Source organism: Pseudomonas sp. Z1-12, from assembly GCF_051132015.1.
In the GTDB taxonomy this organism is placed as follows: domain Bacteria; phylum Pseudomonadota; class Gammaproteobacteria; order Pseudomonadales; family Pseudomonadaceae; genus Aquipseudomonas; species Aquipseudomonas zanjanensis.
In genome coordinates, this window is the sequence record NZ_CP071647.1 from 2,008,551 (window position 1) to 2,024,092 (window position 15,542).

Below are 15,542 nucleotides of genomic sequence, written 5' to 3' on the forward strand. Positions count from 1 at the left end.
GGAGCTTGCTCCCGCTCGGCCGCGGAGCGGTCGTCATGCATCCTGTTGGAGATCTGAACGAATGCGGGGGGATTGCTTCGCAATCCAGCGGGAGCAAGCTCCCTCGCCACAAAACCGAGGTTTAAGCCTAAACTCAACCCCATCATCGATTGCAATACAGCCATGCCCGCAAACAGCCGTACAGTCGTGTTGCCATCAGAGGTTGTGTACAATCGAGCTGTTTTTTACGCGATACTTGCCAGCGACCCGCTGTGCCGTATTACAGTCACGGTCAATTCGCCGCAGTTCTCCCGACTCGAGTGCCCATGAACGAACAGTTGCAGCCCCTCAAGAAACAACCGCGAGCTGGTAAAGCCGGCCGCAGCGGAACCCAGGACGATATTGTCTATGCGCACATCTTCGAGGCCATCCTCGAACAACGCCTGGCGCCCGGGACCAAATTGAGCGAAGAGGCGCTGGGGGAGATTTTCGGAGTCAGCCGCACGATCATCCGCCGGGCCTTGTCCCGCCTGGCCCACGAAGGCGTGGTGTTGCTGCGGCCCAATCGTGGTGCCGTGGTGGCGAGCCCGAGTGTCGAAGAGGCCCGCCAGGTGTTCATGGCCCGGCGCCTGGTGGAAAGGGCGATCACCGAACTGGCGGTGCAGCACGCCACGGCCGAACAACTGGCTGAGCTGCGGCAGATGGTCAGCGACGAGCGCGACAGTTTTTCCCGGGGCGACCGTGGCGCCGGCATCCGTTTGTCGGGCGAGTTCCACCTCAAGCTGGCCGAAGCGGCGAAGAATGCCCCGCTGATCAGTTTCCAGCGCAGCCTCGTGTCCCAGACCTCGTTGATCATCGCCCAGTACGAAAGCGGCAACCGTTCCCATTGCTCCTACGACGAACACACCCAGTTGATCGACGCCATCGAGGCCCGCGATGCCACGCTGGCTGTGGACCTGATGATGCATCACATGGACCACATCGACAGCAAGCTCAACCTCGACGAAGAAAGCGCGTCGGATGACTTGCACGCGGTGTTCTCGCATCTGTTGCAGAGCAAGAAGCCGGGGCGGTCGACGGCCAAGCTCTGAGGGATTTGAGTCAGTCATACCGCCGATCGCGAGCAAGCTCGCTCCCACAGGGGGTATGTGTACACCACAAATCCACTGTGGGAGCGAGCTTGCTCGCGATAGCGTCCTGGCAGGCAATACAACCTAGCGCTGATGCACCAACCTGCCGGCCGCATAAGTCTGCGCCACCGTCCGATCATCCCCCAGCGTCATCAACACGAACAACCGTTCGGCAATGTCCTTGGCCTGCTTGAGGCGATAGCTCAGCAGCGGCGTGGCGTTGTAGTCCAGCACCAGGAAGTCCGCGTCCGTCCCCGGTTGCAACGTGCCGATCTTGTCCTCCAGGCGCAGGGCCCGCGCGCCGCCGAGGGTGGCCAGGTACAGCGACTTGAACGGGCTCAGCCGCGCGCCCTGCAGCTGCATCACCTTGTAGGCTTCGTTCAGGGTGTGGAGCAGCGAAAAACTGGTGCCGCCACCCACGTCCGTGCCCAACCCGACGTTCACCTTGTGCTTCTCGGCCATTGGCAGGTTGAACAGGCCGCTGCCTAGGAAAAAGTTCGAGGTCGGGCAGAAAGCGATGGCCGAGCCGGCCTCGGCCAGCCGCGCGCATTCGTCATCACATAAATGCACGCCATGGGCGAACACCGAACGCTCGCCAAGCAGTTGGTAGTGATCGTAGACGTCCAGGTAGCCCTTGCGCTCCGGGAACAGCTCCTTGACCCACTGCACTTCCTGCAGGTTCTCGCTGATGTGGGTCTGCATGTACAAGTCGGGGTATTCCCCCAGCAATTGACCGGCCAGGGTCAGTTGTTCCGGGGTGCTGGTGGGAGCGAAGCGCGGCGTCACGGCGTAGTGCAACCGGCCCTTGCCGTGCCAGCGCTCGATCAGCGCCTTGCTCTCGGTGTAGCTGGATTCGGCGGTGTCGACCAGGTAGTCCGGGGCGTTGCGGTCCATCATCACTTTGCCGGCGATCATCCGCAGATCAAGTTTTTCGGCTACTTCAAAAAACGAATTCACCGATTGTGGGTGCACGCTGCCGAACACCAGCGCGGTGGTGGTGCCGTTGCGCAGCAACTCCTTGACGAAAATATCCGCTACCGCATCGGCGTGGGCCTTGTCGGCGAACTGGCTTTCGCAGGGGAACGTGTAGGTGTTGAGCCAATCCAGCAATTGCTCGCCATAGGCGCCGACCATGCCGGTTTGCGGCAAATGGATGTGGGTGTCGATCAAGCCTGGCGTGATCAGTGCGTCCGGGTAATGGGCGATGTCGATGTCTGCCGCCAGGGTCGGCAACAGGTCATGGGCGTGGCCGATGGCGCTGATCTGGCCGTTTTCCACCACCAGCAGGCCGTCTTCGAAATATTCATAGGACGCTTCGATACCCACGTCGGCCGGATCGGCGAGGCTGTGGAGCAGGGCGGCGCGGTAGGCTTTGCGTGTCAGGGGCATGGTCTGTCTCGATAAAAGAATTAACGCTGGCTGCGGCGCGAAGCTGGCAGCAACTTGGCAATGGGTTCGGCGCGCGAGGTGTGCTGGCCGAAATCCGCGTTATAGGTGGCGATGATTTCGCCGGCGATGGAGATGGCGATTTCCACAGGCAACTTGCCTTTGACTTCGCCGATGCCCATCGGGCAACGCATGCGTTGCAAAGTGCTGCTGTCAAAACCACGATCACGCAGGCGATGTTCGAACTTGACGCGCTTGGTCTTCGAACCGATCAGGCCGAAGTAGGCAAAGTCGTTGCGCTTGAGGATCGCGGCGCTCAGTTCCAGGTCGAGCTGATGGTTGTGGGTCATGACGATGCAGTAGCTGCCGGCGGGCAATTCATCGACTTCATCCAATGGCTCTTCGGCCACGATCTTGCGCACGCCATGGGGCAAGTGTTCGGGGAACTCCGCTTCTCGCGAGTCGATCCAGCGCACCTTGCAGGGCAGGCTCGCCAGTAGCGGCACCAGGGCGCGGCCGACATGGCCGGCGCCGAACACGGCGATCTGCGCCTGGACCTGGCCCATGGGTTCGAACAGCAATACGGTGACGCCACCGCAGCACTGGCCCAGGCTCGCACCAAGGCTGAAGCGCTCCAGGTGGGTGTTCTGCTGGCCGCTGGCGAGCATTTGCCGGGCGATCTCCATGGCCTTGTATTCCAGGTGCCCGCCACCGATGGTGTCGAACGTCTGGCTGGCGCTGATGACCATCTTCGAACCGGCGTTGCGCGGGGTGGAGCCGAGCTCTTCGATGATCGTCACCAGCACGCAGGGTTCGCCGCGGGTTTGCAGGTCGGCGAGGGCGCTGATCCAGTTGTACATAGTTCACCTCGACATCTTTGTTGTCTGTGGCGGCCTCATCGCGAGCAAGCTCAGCTCCCACAGGAATCTTGTTAACCCTGAGATCCCAGGTGGAAGCCGAGCTTGCTAAGATCCCTTGTGGGAGCCGAGCTTGCTCGCGATAGCCGCGCCGCGGTCCTAGAGCGAAGCCACTTCGGCTTCAGCTTTCTCAGCCTTGACCGCCTTCAACCCACGCATCTGCTCACACCCCCACAACACCCGCTCCGGCGTCGCCGGGGCATCGATGTTCGGTTGCTGCCGGTAATCCCCCAGGCTCGCCACGGCGTCCTTGATGGCGCACCACGCGGCGATGCCGAGCATGAACGGCGGCTCACCCACGGCCTTGGAATGGAACACCGTGTCTTCAGGGTTCTTGCGGTTTTCCACCAGCTTGACCCGCAGGTCCAGTGGCATGTCCGCCACTGCGGGGATCTTGTAGCTGGCCGGGCCATTGGTCATCAGCTTGCCCTTGTCATTCCACACCAGCTCTTCCATGGTCAGCCAGCCCATGCCCTGGATGAAACCGCCTTCGACCTGGCCGATGTCGATGGCTGGGTTCAGCGAGGCGCCGACATCGTGGAGGATGTCGGTGCGCAGCATCTTGTACTCGCCGGTGAGGGTGTCGACGATCACCTCGGCACACGCGGCGCCATAGGCGTAGTAGTAGAACGGCCGGCCACGGGCCTGGCTGCGGTCGTAGTAGATTTTCGGGGTCTTGTAGAAGCCGGTGCTGGACAGTGAGACCTGGGCGAAATACGCCTGCTGCACCAACGCTTCGAAGGTCAGGATGTGATCGCGCACCCGCACATGGCCGTTGTGGAATTCCACATCCTCTTCACTGACCTTGTAGTGCCGCGCGGCAAATTCCACCAGGCGCTGCTTGATGATTTCGGCGGCATTCTGCGCCGCCTTGCCGTTCAGGTCAGCGCCACTGGAAGCGGCGGTGGGCGAGGTGTTCGGCACCTTGTCGGTGTTGGTCGCGGTGATCTGCACGCGGTCCATTTCCACCTGGAACACCTCGGCCACCACTTGGGCAACCTTGGTGTTCAAGCCCTGGCCCATCTCGGTGCCGCCGTGGTTGAGGTGGATGCTGCCGTCGGTGTAGACGTGGATCAAGGCGCCGGCCTGGTTGAGGAAACTGGCGGTGAACGAAATGCCGAACTTGACCGGTGTCAGCGCCAGGCCCTTCTTGAGGATCGGGCTGCCTGCGTTGTAGCGACGGATCGCTTCACGGCGTTCGGCGTACTGGCTGCTTTCTTCAAGCTCGGCGGTCATTTCCTCGAGCATGTTGTGCTCGACGGTCTGGTAGTAATGGGTGACGTTGCGTTCGGTCTTGCCGTAGTAGTTGGCCTTGCGCACCGCCAGCGGATCGAGCCCCAGGTGCCGGGCGATGGCGTCCATCACTTCTTCGATGGCGACCATGCCCTGCGGCCCGCCGAACCCCCGGTAGGCGGTGTTCGACGCTGTGTTGGTCTTGCAGCGATGGCCGTTGATGGTCGCATCGCCCAAGTAGTAGGCGTTGTCGGCGTGGAACATCGCCCGGTCGACGATGGAGGCCGACAGGTCCGGCGAGCAACCGCAGTTGCCGGCCAGTTCCAGGGCGATGCCGTGCAAGCGCCCGCGGCTGTCGAAGCCGACGTCGTATTCGATGTAGAAGGGGTGGCGCTTGCCGGTCATCAGCATGTCTTCGACCCGGGGCAGGCGCATCTTGGTCGGCTGCCCGGTGAGGTGCGCGATGACGGCGCACAGGCACGCCGGGCTGGCGGCCTGGGTTTCCTTGCCACCAAAGCCGCCGCCCATGCGACGCATGTCCACCACGACTTTGTTCATCGACACGCCGAGTACTTCGGCCACCAGTTTCTGCACTTCGGTGGGGTTCTGGGTCGAGCAATAGACGATCATGCCGCCGTCTTCGGTGGGCATCACCGAGGAAATCTGGGTTTCCAGGTAAAAATGTTCCTGGCCGCCGATGTGCAGCGAGCCCTGGATGCGATGCTCGGCGCTCGCCAGTGCCGTGGCCGAATCGCCGCGCTGGTGGGTGTGGCTGTCCAGCACGAAGTGCCGCTTGCGCAGGGCCTCGACCACGTCCAGCACCGGCTCCAGGTCTTCGTATTCGATGATGGCGGCCATCGCTGCCTTGCGTGCGGTCTCAAGGTCCTTGGCCGCAACAGCCAGCACCGGTTGGCCGACGAACTGCACATCATCGATGGCCAGCAACGGATCGCCGGGCAGCAGCGGGCCAATGTCCTTCAGGCCTGGAATGTCTGCATGGGTGATGGCGATGCGCACGCCGTCAAAGGCGTAGCACGGCGCGGTATCGATGCGGATGATCCGGGCGTGGGCGCGGTCCGACAGTCGGGCATAGACGTGCAACTGGTTCGGGAATTCCAGGCGATCATCGATGTACTGCGCCTCGCCGGACACGTGCTTGGCGGCGCTGTCGTGCTTGACGCTACGGCCCACGCCAGTGGTGAGGTCGCGGGCGAACAGCTCGGCCAGTTCGGCTTGGGTCTTCTCTACGGCGTGATGGTTAGACATAAGCGGTCACCCGAGTCTCGATGTGCGGCGTTTGCAGTTCGATGAAGTATTTGCGCAACAGGTTGCGGGCGCTGAGCAGGCGGTATTCCTTGCTGGCGCGGAAGTCCGACAGCGGCGTGAAGTCCTCGGCCAGGACGGCGCAGGCGCGTTCGACGGTGCTGTCGGTCCACGGCGCGCCGATCAAGGCGGCTTCACAATGCTTGGCACGTTTCGGTGTGGCGGCCATGCCACCGAAGGCCACGCGGGCATCGCGAACCACACCGTTGTCGATGCGCAGGTTGAACGCCGCGCACACGGCGGAAATATCATCGTCCAGGCGCTTGGACACCTTGTAGGCACGGAACGCCTGTTCGGCATTGGCCAGCGGCACGATGATCTTTTCGATGAATTCGCTTTCCTGGCGGGCGGTGACCCGGTAGTCGATGAAGTAGTCTTCCAGGGCCAGGGTGCGGCGGGCCTGGCCTTTGCACAGCACGATTTGCGCGCCGAGGGCGATCAACAGGGGCGGCGAGTCACCAATAGGCGAGGCGTTGCCGATGTTGCCGCCCAAGGTGCCCTGGTTGCGGATCTGCAGCGAGGCGAAGCGTTGCAACAGTTCGCCGAAGTCCGGGTATTCGGCTTTCAGGGCCTCGTAGCAATCGGAGAGGGCGGTGGCGGCGCCGATCTCCAGGCGGTCGTCGAAACGCTCGATGCGCTTGAGTTCGGCGACGTTGCCCACGTAGATCATCACCGGCAGGGTGCGATGAAATTGCGTGACTTCCAGGGCCAGGTCCGTACCGCCGGCCAGCAGGCGTGCCTGGGGATAGGCGTCGTAGAGATCGGCCAGGTCGGCCACGGTCAGCGGCACCAGGCAGCGTTTGTCGCCGCTGTTGAGTTCACCGGTCTCGGTGGGGGCGATGGCTTTGAGGCGGGCGATGGTCTCGGCCTCGCGGGCGTCGAACTGGTCCGGCTGCTTGCCGCAGCAGGCCTGCTCGGCGGCGGCAAGGATCGGCCGATAGCCGGTGCAACGGCACAGGTTGCCGGCCAGGGCTTCGTGGGCCTGGTGGGCGTCGGCTTGCTCGCTGTTCTTCTGCAGGGCGAACAGCGACATGACGAAGCCCGGTGTGCAGAAACCGCATTGCGAACCGTGGCAGTCGACCATCGCTTGCTGGACGCTGTGCAGTTGGCCCTGGTGCTTGAGGTCCTCGACGCTGATCAGTTGCTTGCCGTGCAGGGAAGAGACGAAGGTCAGGCACGCGTTGAGGCTGCGGTAGCGAATGCGTTCGCGGCCATTGGCGTCCGTTTCCAATTCGCCCACCACCACGGTACACGCGCCACAGTCGCCGCTGGCGCAGCCTTCTTTGGTGCCTGGTTTACCAACGTGTTCGCGCAAATAGTTGAGCACGGTCAGGTTCGGGTCCAGGGCGTGCTCGCTACGGAGTTCCTGGTTGAGTAAAAACTGGATCACGGAAGGCCTCGCAGACTCATTATTGTTGTTTCGACGTGGGCCTGAATTTATCAGGTCTGACTTTTCGGTCAACGATTTTCTGACTTAAGGGTCAAGAAAATCCATCTGGTCGATGAACAACGCTTTATGGACACGGTGGAACCCTGTGGGAGCCGAGCTGCTCGCGATGACGGCGGTACATTCAGTATGGATGCAAGCTGACAGAGCGCTATCGCGAGCAAGCTCGCTCCACAGGTTTTGTCTCAGAGCAAACGTCTCGACTTTTTTGCTTATATCGTGCCAAAAACCCGCTGCAGGCCCTGCGCCATGACGTACCGAGTGCGCTACACTGCGCCGCTTGTGCAAATCGAAGAGATTGAAGGACAACCATGACGTTCAAGGCCCCGGACAGCCTCGCCGAGCAAATCGCCCATCACCTCGCCGAACGCATCATTCGCGGCGAAATGAAACCGGGAGAGCGCATCCAGGAGCAGAAGGTCACGCTGGCGCTCAACGTCAGCCGCGGCTCGGTCCGCGAGGCCTTGCTGATCCTGGAGCGACGCCATTTGATCGCGATCCTGCCGCGCCGTGGCGCCCACGTCACCGAACTCACCGAGCACAAGGTGCGCAGCCTCTGCGCGCTGATGAGCGAGTTGTACATCCTGCTGGGCAACGCCGTGGCCCATGGCTGGAAAGAACAGGCCGACATGGCGCCGTTCGTCGCGATCCAGCAGCGTCTCAACGACGCCTACGGGCGCCAGGACATCCGCACCTTCGTCGATGAAAGCTTCAGCGTGATGCGCGCCGCCTATCCCTTTGCCAACAATCCGTATTTGCAGGAAACCGTCGAGAACCTGCAACCGGCCATGAGCCGTGCCTATTTCCTGGCCCTGGACCAGCGCAAGGCGGAAATGAGCGAATTCCTCGATCTCTTCCAGCGCCTGCTCGCCGCGGTGCTGGCCCGTGATTTGCCGCAGATCCGCATCGTGCTCACGGCCTACGCCCAGCGCAGTTGCGATCTGGTGGTTTCTGCCCTGACGGCGGCCTGACGTGCGGCTCAAGTGCATCAAGTTGGCGGGGTTCAAATCCTTCGTCGACCCGACCACGGTGAACTTCCCCAGTAACATGGCGGCGGTGGTCGGGCCCAATGGTTGCGGCAAGTCGAATATCATCGACGCCGTGCGCTGGGTGATGGGCGAAAGCTCGGCCAAGAACCTGCGCGGCGAGTCGATGACCGACGTCATCTTCAACGGCTCCACCAGTCGCAAGCCGGTGAGCCAGGCCAGCATCGAGCTGGTGTTCGATAACTCCGACGGCACCCTGGTGGGCGAGTACGCGGCCTATGCGGAAATCTCCATTCGTCGCAAAGTGACCCGCGACAGCCAGAACAGCTATTTCCTCAACGGCGCCAAGTGCCGACGTCGCGACATCACCGATATTTTCCTCGGCACCGGCCTGGGCCCGCGCAGCTACTCGATCATCGAGCAGGGGATGATCTCCAAGCTGATCGAGGCCAAGCCCGAAGACCTGCGCAACTTCATCGAAGAAGCCGCCGGCATCTCCAAATACAAGGAGCGCCGGCGCGAGACCGAAAACCGCATTCGTCGCACCCACGAAAACCTGGCGCGCCTGACCGACCTGCGCGAAGAACTCGAACGCCAGCTCGAGCGTCTGCACCGTCAGGCCGAGGCCGCGAAGAAGTACCAGGAATACAAGGGCGAGGAGCGCCAGCTCAAGGCCCAACTGTCGGCTTTGCGCTGGCAGGCGCTGAACGAGCAGGTCGGCCAGCGCGAAGCGATCATCGGCAACCAGGAAGTCAGCTTCGAAGCCCTGGTGGCCGAGCAGCGCAACGCTGACGCGGCCATCGAGCGCCTGCGCGACGGCCACCATGACCTGTCCGAGCGCTTTAATCTGGTGCAAGGGCGCTTCTATTCCGTGGGGGGCGACATCGCTCGGGTCGAGCAGAGCATCCAGCATGGTCAGCAGCGGCTGCGGCAGTTGCAGGATGATTTGAAAGAAGCCGAACGGGCGCGTCTGGAAACCGAATCGCACCTGGGTCATGACCGCACGCTGCTGTTGACCCTCGGCGAAGAGCTGGACAGGCTGACGCCGGAGCAGGAAATCACCAGCGCCGCCGCCGAAGAGGCCGCCGCAGCCCTGGAAGAAGCCGAGCTGACCATGCATGGCTGGCAAGAGCAGTGGGACAGTTTCAACCTGACGTCGGCCGAGCCGCGGCGCCAGGCAGAAGTCCAGCAGTCGCGCATCCAGCAGTTGGAAACCAGCATGGAGCGCCTGGCCGAACGTCAGCGCCGCCTGTCCGAAGAGCGCGCCTTGCTCGCCGCGGATCCGGAAGACGCCGCGATACTGGAGCTGAGCGAGCAACTGGCGACCAGCGAAGCCACCCTCGAAGACTTGCAGGCCAGCGAAGATGCCCAGGTCGAGCGCCTTGAACAACTGCGCCAGGCTTTGCAACTGGCCTTGCAGAACCAGCAACAGGCCCAGGGCGAATTGCAGCGGCTCAATGGGCGGCTGGCCTCGCTGGAGGCCTTGCAGCAAGCGGCGTTGGACCCGGGCACGGGTACGGCTGAATGGCTGCGCGACCAGCAGTTGGCCGAGCGTCCACGACTGGCCGAGGGCCTGAAGGTCGATGCTGGCTGGGAATTGGCGGTGGAAACCGTGCTCGGCGCCGACCTGCAAGCGGTGCTGGTGGATGATTTCGCTGGCTTCGACCTGTCGGGCTTTACTCAAGGCGATCTGCGTCTGCTCAGCCCGGCCGGCGATGGCGTGCGAATTCCCGGCAGCTTGCTCGATAAGGTCGAGGCCCAGGTCGACCTGTCGCCCTGGCTCGGGCAGGTCAAGCCAGTGGACAGCCTTGAGCAGGCCTTGGCCCTGCGTGGACAATTGGCAGCCGGCGAAAGCTTGATCAGTCGTGACGGGTATTGGGTTGGCCGGCATTTCCTGCGGGTGCGCCGGGCCAGCGAAGCCGAGAGCGGCATGCTCGCCCGCGGCCAGGAAATCCAGCGCCTGGGCGCCGAGCGCGAAGAGCGCGAAGCCAGCGTCGAAGCCCTGGAAACCGAATTGCAAAACCTGCGGGCGCAACAGCGTCAACAGGAAAACGGCCGCGAACACCTGCGGCGGCTGTTGCAGGATGAAGCGCGCCAGCAAGGCGAGCTCAAGGCGCAGTTGTCGGCCGGCAAGGCCAAGGTTGAACAACTGGCGCTGCGCCGCACCCGCCTGGAAGAAGAAATCGCCGAGCTGGGTGAGCAGCGGGCGTTAGAGCACGAACAGCTCGGCGAAGCGCGTTTGCAACTGCAAGAAGCCCTCGATGCCATGGCGCTGGACACCGAGCAGCGCGAGCTGTTGCTGGCCCAGCGTGACAGCTTGCGCGAGCGCCTGGACCGGGTGCGCCAGGAAGCGCGCCAGCACAAGGACCACGCCCATCAATTGGCGGTGCGCCTGGGCTCGCTCAGAGCCCAGCACGATTCCACGCGCCAGGCCTTGGAACGGCTGGAAATGCAGTCCGAGCGCCTGACCGAAAAGCGCGAGCAGTTGAGCCTCAATCTGGAGGAGGGCGAAGCGCCGTTGGAAGAACTGCGCCTCAAGCTCGAAGAGTTGCTCGACAAGCGCATGAGTGTCGACGAGGAACTCAAGACCGCGCAAATCGCCTTGGAGGACGCCGACCGTGAACTGCGCGACGCCGAAAAGCGCCGCAGCCAGGCCGAGCAGCAATCGCAACTGATCCGTGGCCAGATGGAACAGCAGCGCATGGAATGGCAAGCCTTGACGGTGCGGCGCAAAGCCTTGCAGGACCAGTTGCTGGAAGACGGCTATGACCTCGACGGCGTGCTCGCTACCCTGGCGGCCGGGGCGAACGAGAAGGATGCCGAGGAGGAATTGGAGCGCATTGCCCAGCGCATCCAGCGCCTGGGGGCCATCAACCTGGCGGCCATCGACGAGTACCAGCAGCAGTCCGAGCGCAAGCGCTACCTGGACGCCCAGAACGACGACCTGGTGGAGGCGCTGGAAACCCTGGAAAACGTCATCCGCAAGATCGACAAGGAAACCCGTAACCGCTTCAAGGATACCTTTGATCAGATCAACGGCGGTTTGCAGGCCCTTTTTCCAAAAGTTTTCGGTGGCGGCAGCGCCTACTTGGAACTGACGGGCGAAGATTTACTCGATACAGGGGTGACAATCATGGCGCGTCCTCCAGGCAAGAAGAACAGCACCATCCATTTGCTCTCCGGTGGCGAAAAGGCGCTGACCGCGCTGGCCCTGGTCTTTGCCATCTTCAAATTGAACCCGGCGCCGTTCTGCATGCTCGACGAGGTCGACGCGCCGCTGGACGACGCCAACGTAGGCCGTTACGCACGGCTGGTGAAAGAAATGTCTGAAACGGTGCAGTTCATCTACATCACCCACAACAAGATCGCCATGGAAATGGCCGATCAGTTGATGGGGGTGACGATGCACGAGCCGGGCTGTTCGCGACTGGTGGCCGTGGATGTGGAGGAGGCCATGGCCATGGTGGATGCCTGAACAACGGCTTGTAGGGCTTCAACTTCGAACGCCGTAGGTATTTTTTACCCTTGGGGCTGATGTTCAATTCACAGATTGGGCACAAGCCTATGCGACAGACGGTGTAAAGTTATCTTTGGTCGTGCTAGTTTAATGTCAATTTTTCGTATGCGTGGGCAAAACGCCATTCAGAACATAGAGTTGGCGCCACGTTTTAAAGCGGTTTGCAAATAGCTAAGCCCCTTATTTTTCAGCATTTTTATAGAGGCACGGGATTACATGGAAATCGGTCTGCGCGAGTGGCTGATCGTCATCGGCATCATTGTTATTGCCGGTATTCTTTTCGACGGCTGGCGTCGCATGCGCGGCGGCAAGGGGAAACTGAAGTTTCGCCTGGATCGCAGCCTGTCGAACCTGCCCGATGAGGATGATAGCGCCGAGCTGCTGGGTCCGCCGCGGGTGCTGGACGCCCACAAGGAGCCGCAGCTGGACGAGCATGACTTGCCGTCGATGAGCGCGCCTGCCCGTGAGCCACGGGAGTCGGGTTCCAAGCGTGGCAAGCGCAACAGCGAGCCGTCCCAGGGTGATTTGAACCTGAACCTCGACCTGGATGGCGGGCCGAGCTTCAGCAGTCGCGACGGCGACTTCCCGGACGAAAACAAGGCCCCGAGCGCCGACAAGGACCAGGCCCAGGCTGAAGAAGTGCTGGTGATCAGCGTGATCTGCCGCGACCCGGCCGGCTTCAAGGGCCCGGCGTTGCTACAGAACATCCTCGAAAGCGGCCTGCGTTTTGGCGAAATGGACATTTTCCACCGTCACGAAAGCATGGCCGGTAACGGCGAGGTGCTGTTCTCCATGGCCAACGCGGTCAAGCCTGGCGTGTTCGACCTCGACGACATCGATCATTTCAGCACGCCGGCGGTGAGCTTCTTCCTTGGCCTGCCGGGCCCGCGTCATCCCAAGCAGGCATTCGACGTGATGGTGGCCGCCGCTCGCAAGTTGTCCCAGGAGCTCAACGGCGAACTGAAGGATGACCAGCGCAGCGTGCTGACCGCCCAGACCATCGAGCACTACCGCCAGCGCATCGTCGAATTCGAGCGCCGGGCGCTGACCCAGAAGCGCTGATCAATGACACAGGCTCTCCCTGACCAGAGAGCTTTTTGTGGCAGGAGAGCTTTTGTGGCGAGGGAGCTTGCTCCCGCTGGGGGCGAAGCCCCCCAAAAGGTTTAAAAAGAATGAGCAGCCCAGGCTGCTCTTTTGCTTTATGAGAGAACACCCATGAACGCCGTCGAAACCCGCATCCTAGAGCTGCGCACCGAGCTGGACCAGCACAACTACCGCTACCACGTCCTCGACGAACCCAGCATCCCGGACGCCGAGTACGACCGTCTGTTCCACGAGCTCAAGGCCCTGGAAGAGCAGCACCCTTCACTTGTCACCAGCGATTCCCCGACCCAGCGGGTCGGCAGCGTGGCGCTGTCGGCGTTCAGCCAGGTGCGTCACGAGATCCCGATGCTCAGCCTGGGCAACGCTTTCGACGAAACTACCCTGCGCGAATTCGACCGCCGGGTGACGGAAGGCCTCGACCTGCCCATGGGCGATTTGCTGGGCGGTGGCGCGGCAGTGGAGTACAGCTGCGAACCGAAGCTCGATGGCCTGGCGGTCAGCCTGTTGTACCAGGACGGCATGCTGGTGCGCGGCGCCACCCGCGGTGACGGCACCACGGGCGAGGACATCAGCGTCAACGTACGCACCGTGCGCAACATTCCCCTCAAGCTGCAGGGCAGTGGCTGGCCGCCGCTGCTGGAAGTGCGCGGCGAGGTGTACATGTCCAAGGCCGGCTTCGAGCGCCTGAACGCCACGCAGTTGGAGGCGGGCGGCAAGACGTTTGCCAACCCGCGCAACGCGGCGGCCGGCAGCCTGCGTCAGCTTGACTCCAGGATCACGGCCAACCGTCCTCTGGAGTTCTGTTGCTACGGCATTGGCCAGGTGACGGCGGACATCGCCGACACCCATATTGGCAACCTCAAGCAACTCAAGGCGTGGGGCATGCCCATCAGCCGTGAGTTGAAGCTGGCCCACGGCGTCGACGAATGCCTGGATTACTACCGTGACATCGGCGAGCGCCGCAACGCGTTGCCCTATGAGATCGACGGTGTCGTGTTCAAGGTCAACAGCATCGCTTCCCAGCGCGAGCTGGGTTTCCGTGCCCGGGAACCGCGCTGGGCCATTGCCCACAAGTTTCCCGCCACCGAAGAGCTCACCGAGTTGCTGGACGTCGAGTTCCAGGTCGGCCGTACCGGCGCGGTGACTCCGGTGGCCCGTCTCAAACCGGTGAAAGTCGCCGGCGTAACCGTGGCCAACGCCACGCTGCACAACATGGACGAAGTGGCGCGCCTGGGCGTGATGATCGGCGATACGGTGATCATCCGCCGTGCCGGGGACGTGATCCCGCAGGTGGTGCAGGTCGTCACCGAGCGCCGTCCGGAAAACGCCCGCCCGGTGGAAGTGCCCCAGCAATGCCCGGTCTGCGGCTCCCACGTCGAGCGCACGCAGCTGATCAAGCGCAGCAAGGGCCGCGAGACCGTCAGCGAAGGCGCGGTGTACCGCTGCGTCGGTCGCCTGGCCTGTGGTGCGCAGCTCAAGCAGGCGATCATCCATTTCGTCTCGCGTCGGGCCATGGACATCGAAGGCTTGGGCGAGAAAAGCGTCGAGCAACTGGTGGATGAGGGCCTGGTGGGATCGCCTGCCGATCTGTATGCGCTGACCTTCGAGCAGGTGGTCGACCTGGAAGGCTTCGCCGAACTGTCGAGCAAGAACCTGCTGGCCGCCATCGTCGACAGCAAGCAGCCGAGCCTGGCACGTTTCATCTATGCCCTGGGCATCCCGGACGTGGGCGAGGAGACCGCCAAGGTCCTGGCCCGCTCCCTCGGTTCGCTGGAGCGCGTGCAGGCGGCGTTGCCCCAGGTGCTCACGTACTTGCCAGATGTCGGCCTGGAAGTCGCCCACGAGATCCACAGCTTCTTCGAAGACCCGCACAACCGCCAGGTGATCAAGGACCTGTTGCGTCATGGCCTGGAGATCCAGGACCAGGGCGAGTTGGGCGCCGAGTTCTCCGCCAGCACCACCCTGGGCGGCTTTCTCGACAAGTTGCACATTCCCTCGGTGGGGCCGGGCGGGGCGCAGAAGCTGGCGGACAAGTTCGGCTCGCTCGACGCGGTGATGAACGCCGACTGGCTGGACATGCGCCAGGCCCTGCCGGAAAAACAGGCCAATGCCGTGCGCGAGTTCTTTGCCATCGCCGCCAACCGTCAGCAGGCCGAAGCGGCGGAACAGCAGTTGCGCGACTTTGGCATGCACTGGCAGAGCGAGAAGAAGGTCGTCGAAGGCTTGCCCGAGGCGGGTCACACCTGGGTGCTGACCGGTTCGCTGGAACTGATGAGCCGTGACGTCGCCAAGGATAAGTTGGAGAGCCTGGGGGCGAAGGTCGCAGGGTCTGTGTCGGCGAAAACCCACTGCGTGGTGGCCGGGCCGGGTGCTGGTTCGAAGTTGACCAAGGCCAATGAGCTGGGTCTCAAGGTGCTCGACGAACAAGCCTTTGTCGATTTCCTGACACGGCATGGCATCGCCCTCTGAGGGGGCTAGGCTTTTGTGGCGAGGGAGCTTGCTCCCGCTGGGTGGCGCAGC

9 protein-coding genes are annotated in these 15,542 nt (G+C 62.6%); 5 read left to right on the plus strand and 4 right to left on the minus strand.

The features are described from left to right. Positions 1–305: 305 nt before the first annotated feature. A complete protein-coding gene (locus J3P85_RS08940; RefSeq protein ID WP_003183531.1) occupies positions 306–1,070 on the plus strand; it encodes a GntR family transcriptional regulator in 765 nt (254 codons plus the stop codon). A gap of 123 nt (positions 1,071–1,193) precedes the next feature. Here J3P85_RS08940 and guaD read toward each other — a convergent pair whose 3' ends face one another. From guaD to xdhA, 4 genes are all read right to left on the minus strand, one after another. Then, the gene (gene guaD, locus J3P85_RS08945) at positions 1,194–2,498 is read right to left on the minus strand and encodes a guanine deaminase (RefSeq protein WP_434705522.1); all 1,305 of its coding nucleotides are present in this window, start codon (positions 2,496–2,498) and stop codon (positions 1,194–1,196) included. Between the two features lie 20 nt (positions 2,499–2,518). After that, the gene (xdhC, locus tag J3P85_RS08950; protein ID WP_186705265.1) at positions 2,519–3,355 is read right to left on the minus strand and encodes a xanthine dehydrogenase accessory protein XdhC; all 837 of its coding nucleotides are present in this window, start codon (positions 3,353–3,355) and stop codon (positions 2,519–2,521) included. A gap of 156 nt (positions 3,356–3,511) precedes the next feature. Then, positions 3,512–5,911, minus strand: coding sequence for a xanthine dehydrogenase molybdopterin binding subunit (xdhB, locus tag J3P85_RS08955; protein ID WP_434705523.1), 2,400 nt, complete (start codon positions 5,909–5,911; stop codon positions 3,512–3,514). Then, entirely contained in the window at positions 5,904–7,358 is a 1,455-nt protein-coding gene (gene xdhA, locus J3P85_RS08960; protein WP_434705524.1) for a xanthine dehydrogenase small subunit, read from the minus strand. Before xdhA ends, xdhB begins: the two co-directional genes overlap by 8 nt. Positions 7,359–7,726: 368 nt before the next feature. On the opposite strand from xdhA, the gene J3P85_RS08965 reads away from it, so the two are divergent. From J3P85_RS08965 to ligA, 4 genes are all read left to right on the plus strand, one after another. Beyond that, positions 7,727–8,386, plus strand: coding sequence for a GntR family transcriptional regulator (locus J3P85_RS08965; protein WP_434705526.1), 660 nt, complete (start codon positions 7,727–7,729; stop codon positions 8,384–8,386). Between the two features lies 1 nt (position 8,387). Next, complete coding sequence (gene smc / locus J3P85_RS08970) at positions 8,388–11,876, plus strand: chromosome segregation protein SMC (RefSeq protein ID WP_434705527.1); 3,489 nt, start codon at positions 8,388–8,390, stop codon at positions 11,874–11,876. Between the two features lie 258 nt (positions 11,877–12,134). Then, on the plus strand, positions 12,135–12,980 hold the full coding sequence (zipA, locus tag J3P85_RS08975) for a cell division protein ZipA (protein WP_186705260.1): 846 nt from the start codon (positions 12,135–12,137) through the stop codon (positions 12,978–12,980). A 153-nt stretch (positions 12,981–13,133) separates the two neighbouring features. Then, positions 13,134–15,491: an NAD-dependent DNA ligase LigA gene (ligA, locus tag J3P85_RS08980; RefSeq protein ID WP_434705529.1), complete on the plus strand. Its 2,358-nt coding sequence runs from the start codon at positions 13,134–13,136 to the stop codon at positions 15,489–15,491. The last annotated feature ends 51 nt before the right edge of the window (positions 15,492–15,542 follow it).

Coding starts and splice junctions, on each gene's coding strand:
- J3P85_RS08940 (WP_003183531.1), top strand. CDS start 306: ATGAACGAACAGTTGCAGCCCCTCAAGAAACAACCGCGAGCTGGTAAA.
- zipA (WP_186705260.1), top strand. CDS start 12,135: ATGGAAATCGGTCTGCGCGAGTGGCTGATCGTCATCGGCATCATTGTT.
- xdhC (WP_186705265.1), bottom strand. CDS start 3,355: ATGTACAACTGGATCAGCGCCCTCGCCGACCTGCAAACCCGCGGCGAA.
- J3P85_RS08965 (WP_434705526.1), top strand. CDS start 7,727: ATGACGTTCAAGGCCCCGGACAGCCTCGCCGAGCAAATCGCCCATCAC.
- guaD (WP_434705522.1), bottom strand. CDS start 2,498: ATGCCCCTGACACGCAAAGCCTACCGCGCCGCCCTGCTCCACAGCCTC.
- xdhB (WP_434705523.1), bottom strand. CDS start 5,911: ATGTCTAACCATCACGCCGTAGAGAAGACCCAAGCCGAACTGGCCGAG.
- ligA (WP_434705529.1), top strand. CDS start 13,134: ATGAACGCCGTCGAAACCCGCATCCTAGAGCTGCGCACCGAGCTGGAC.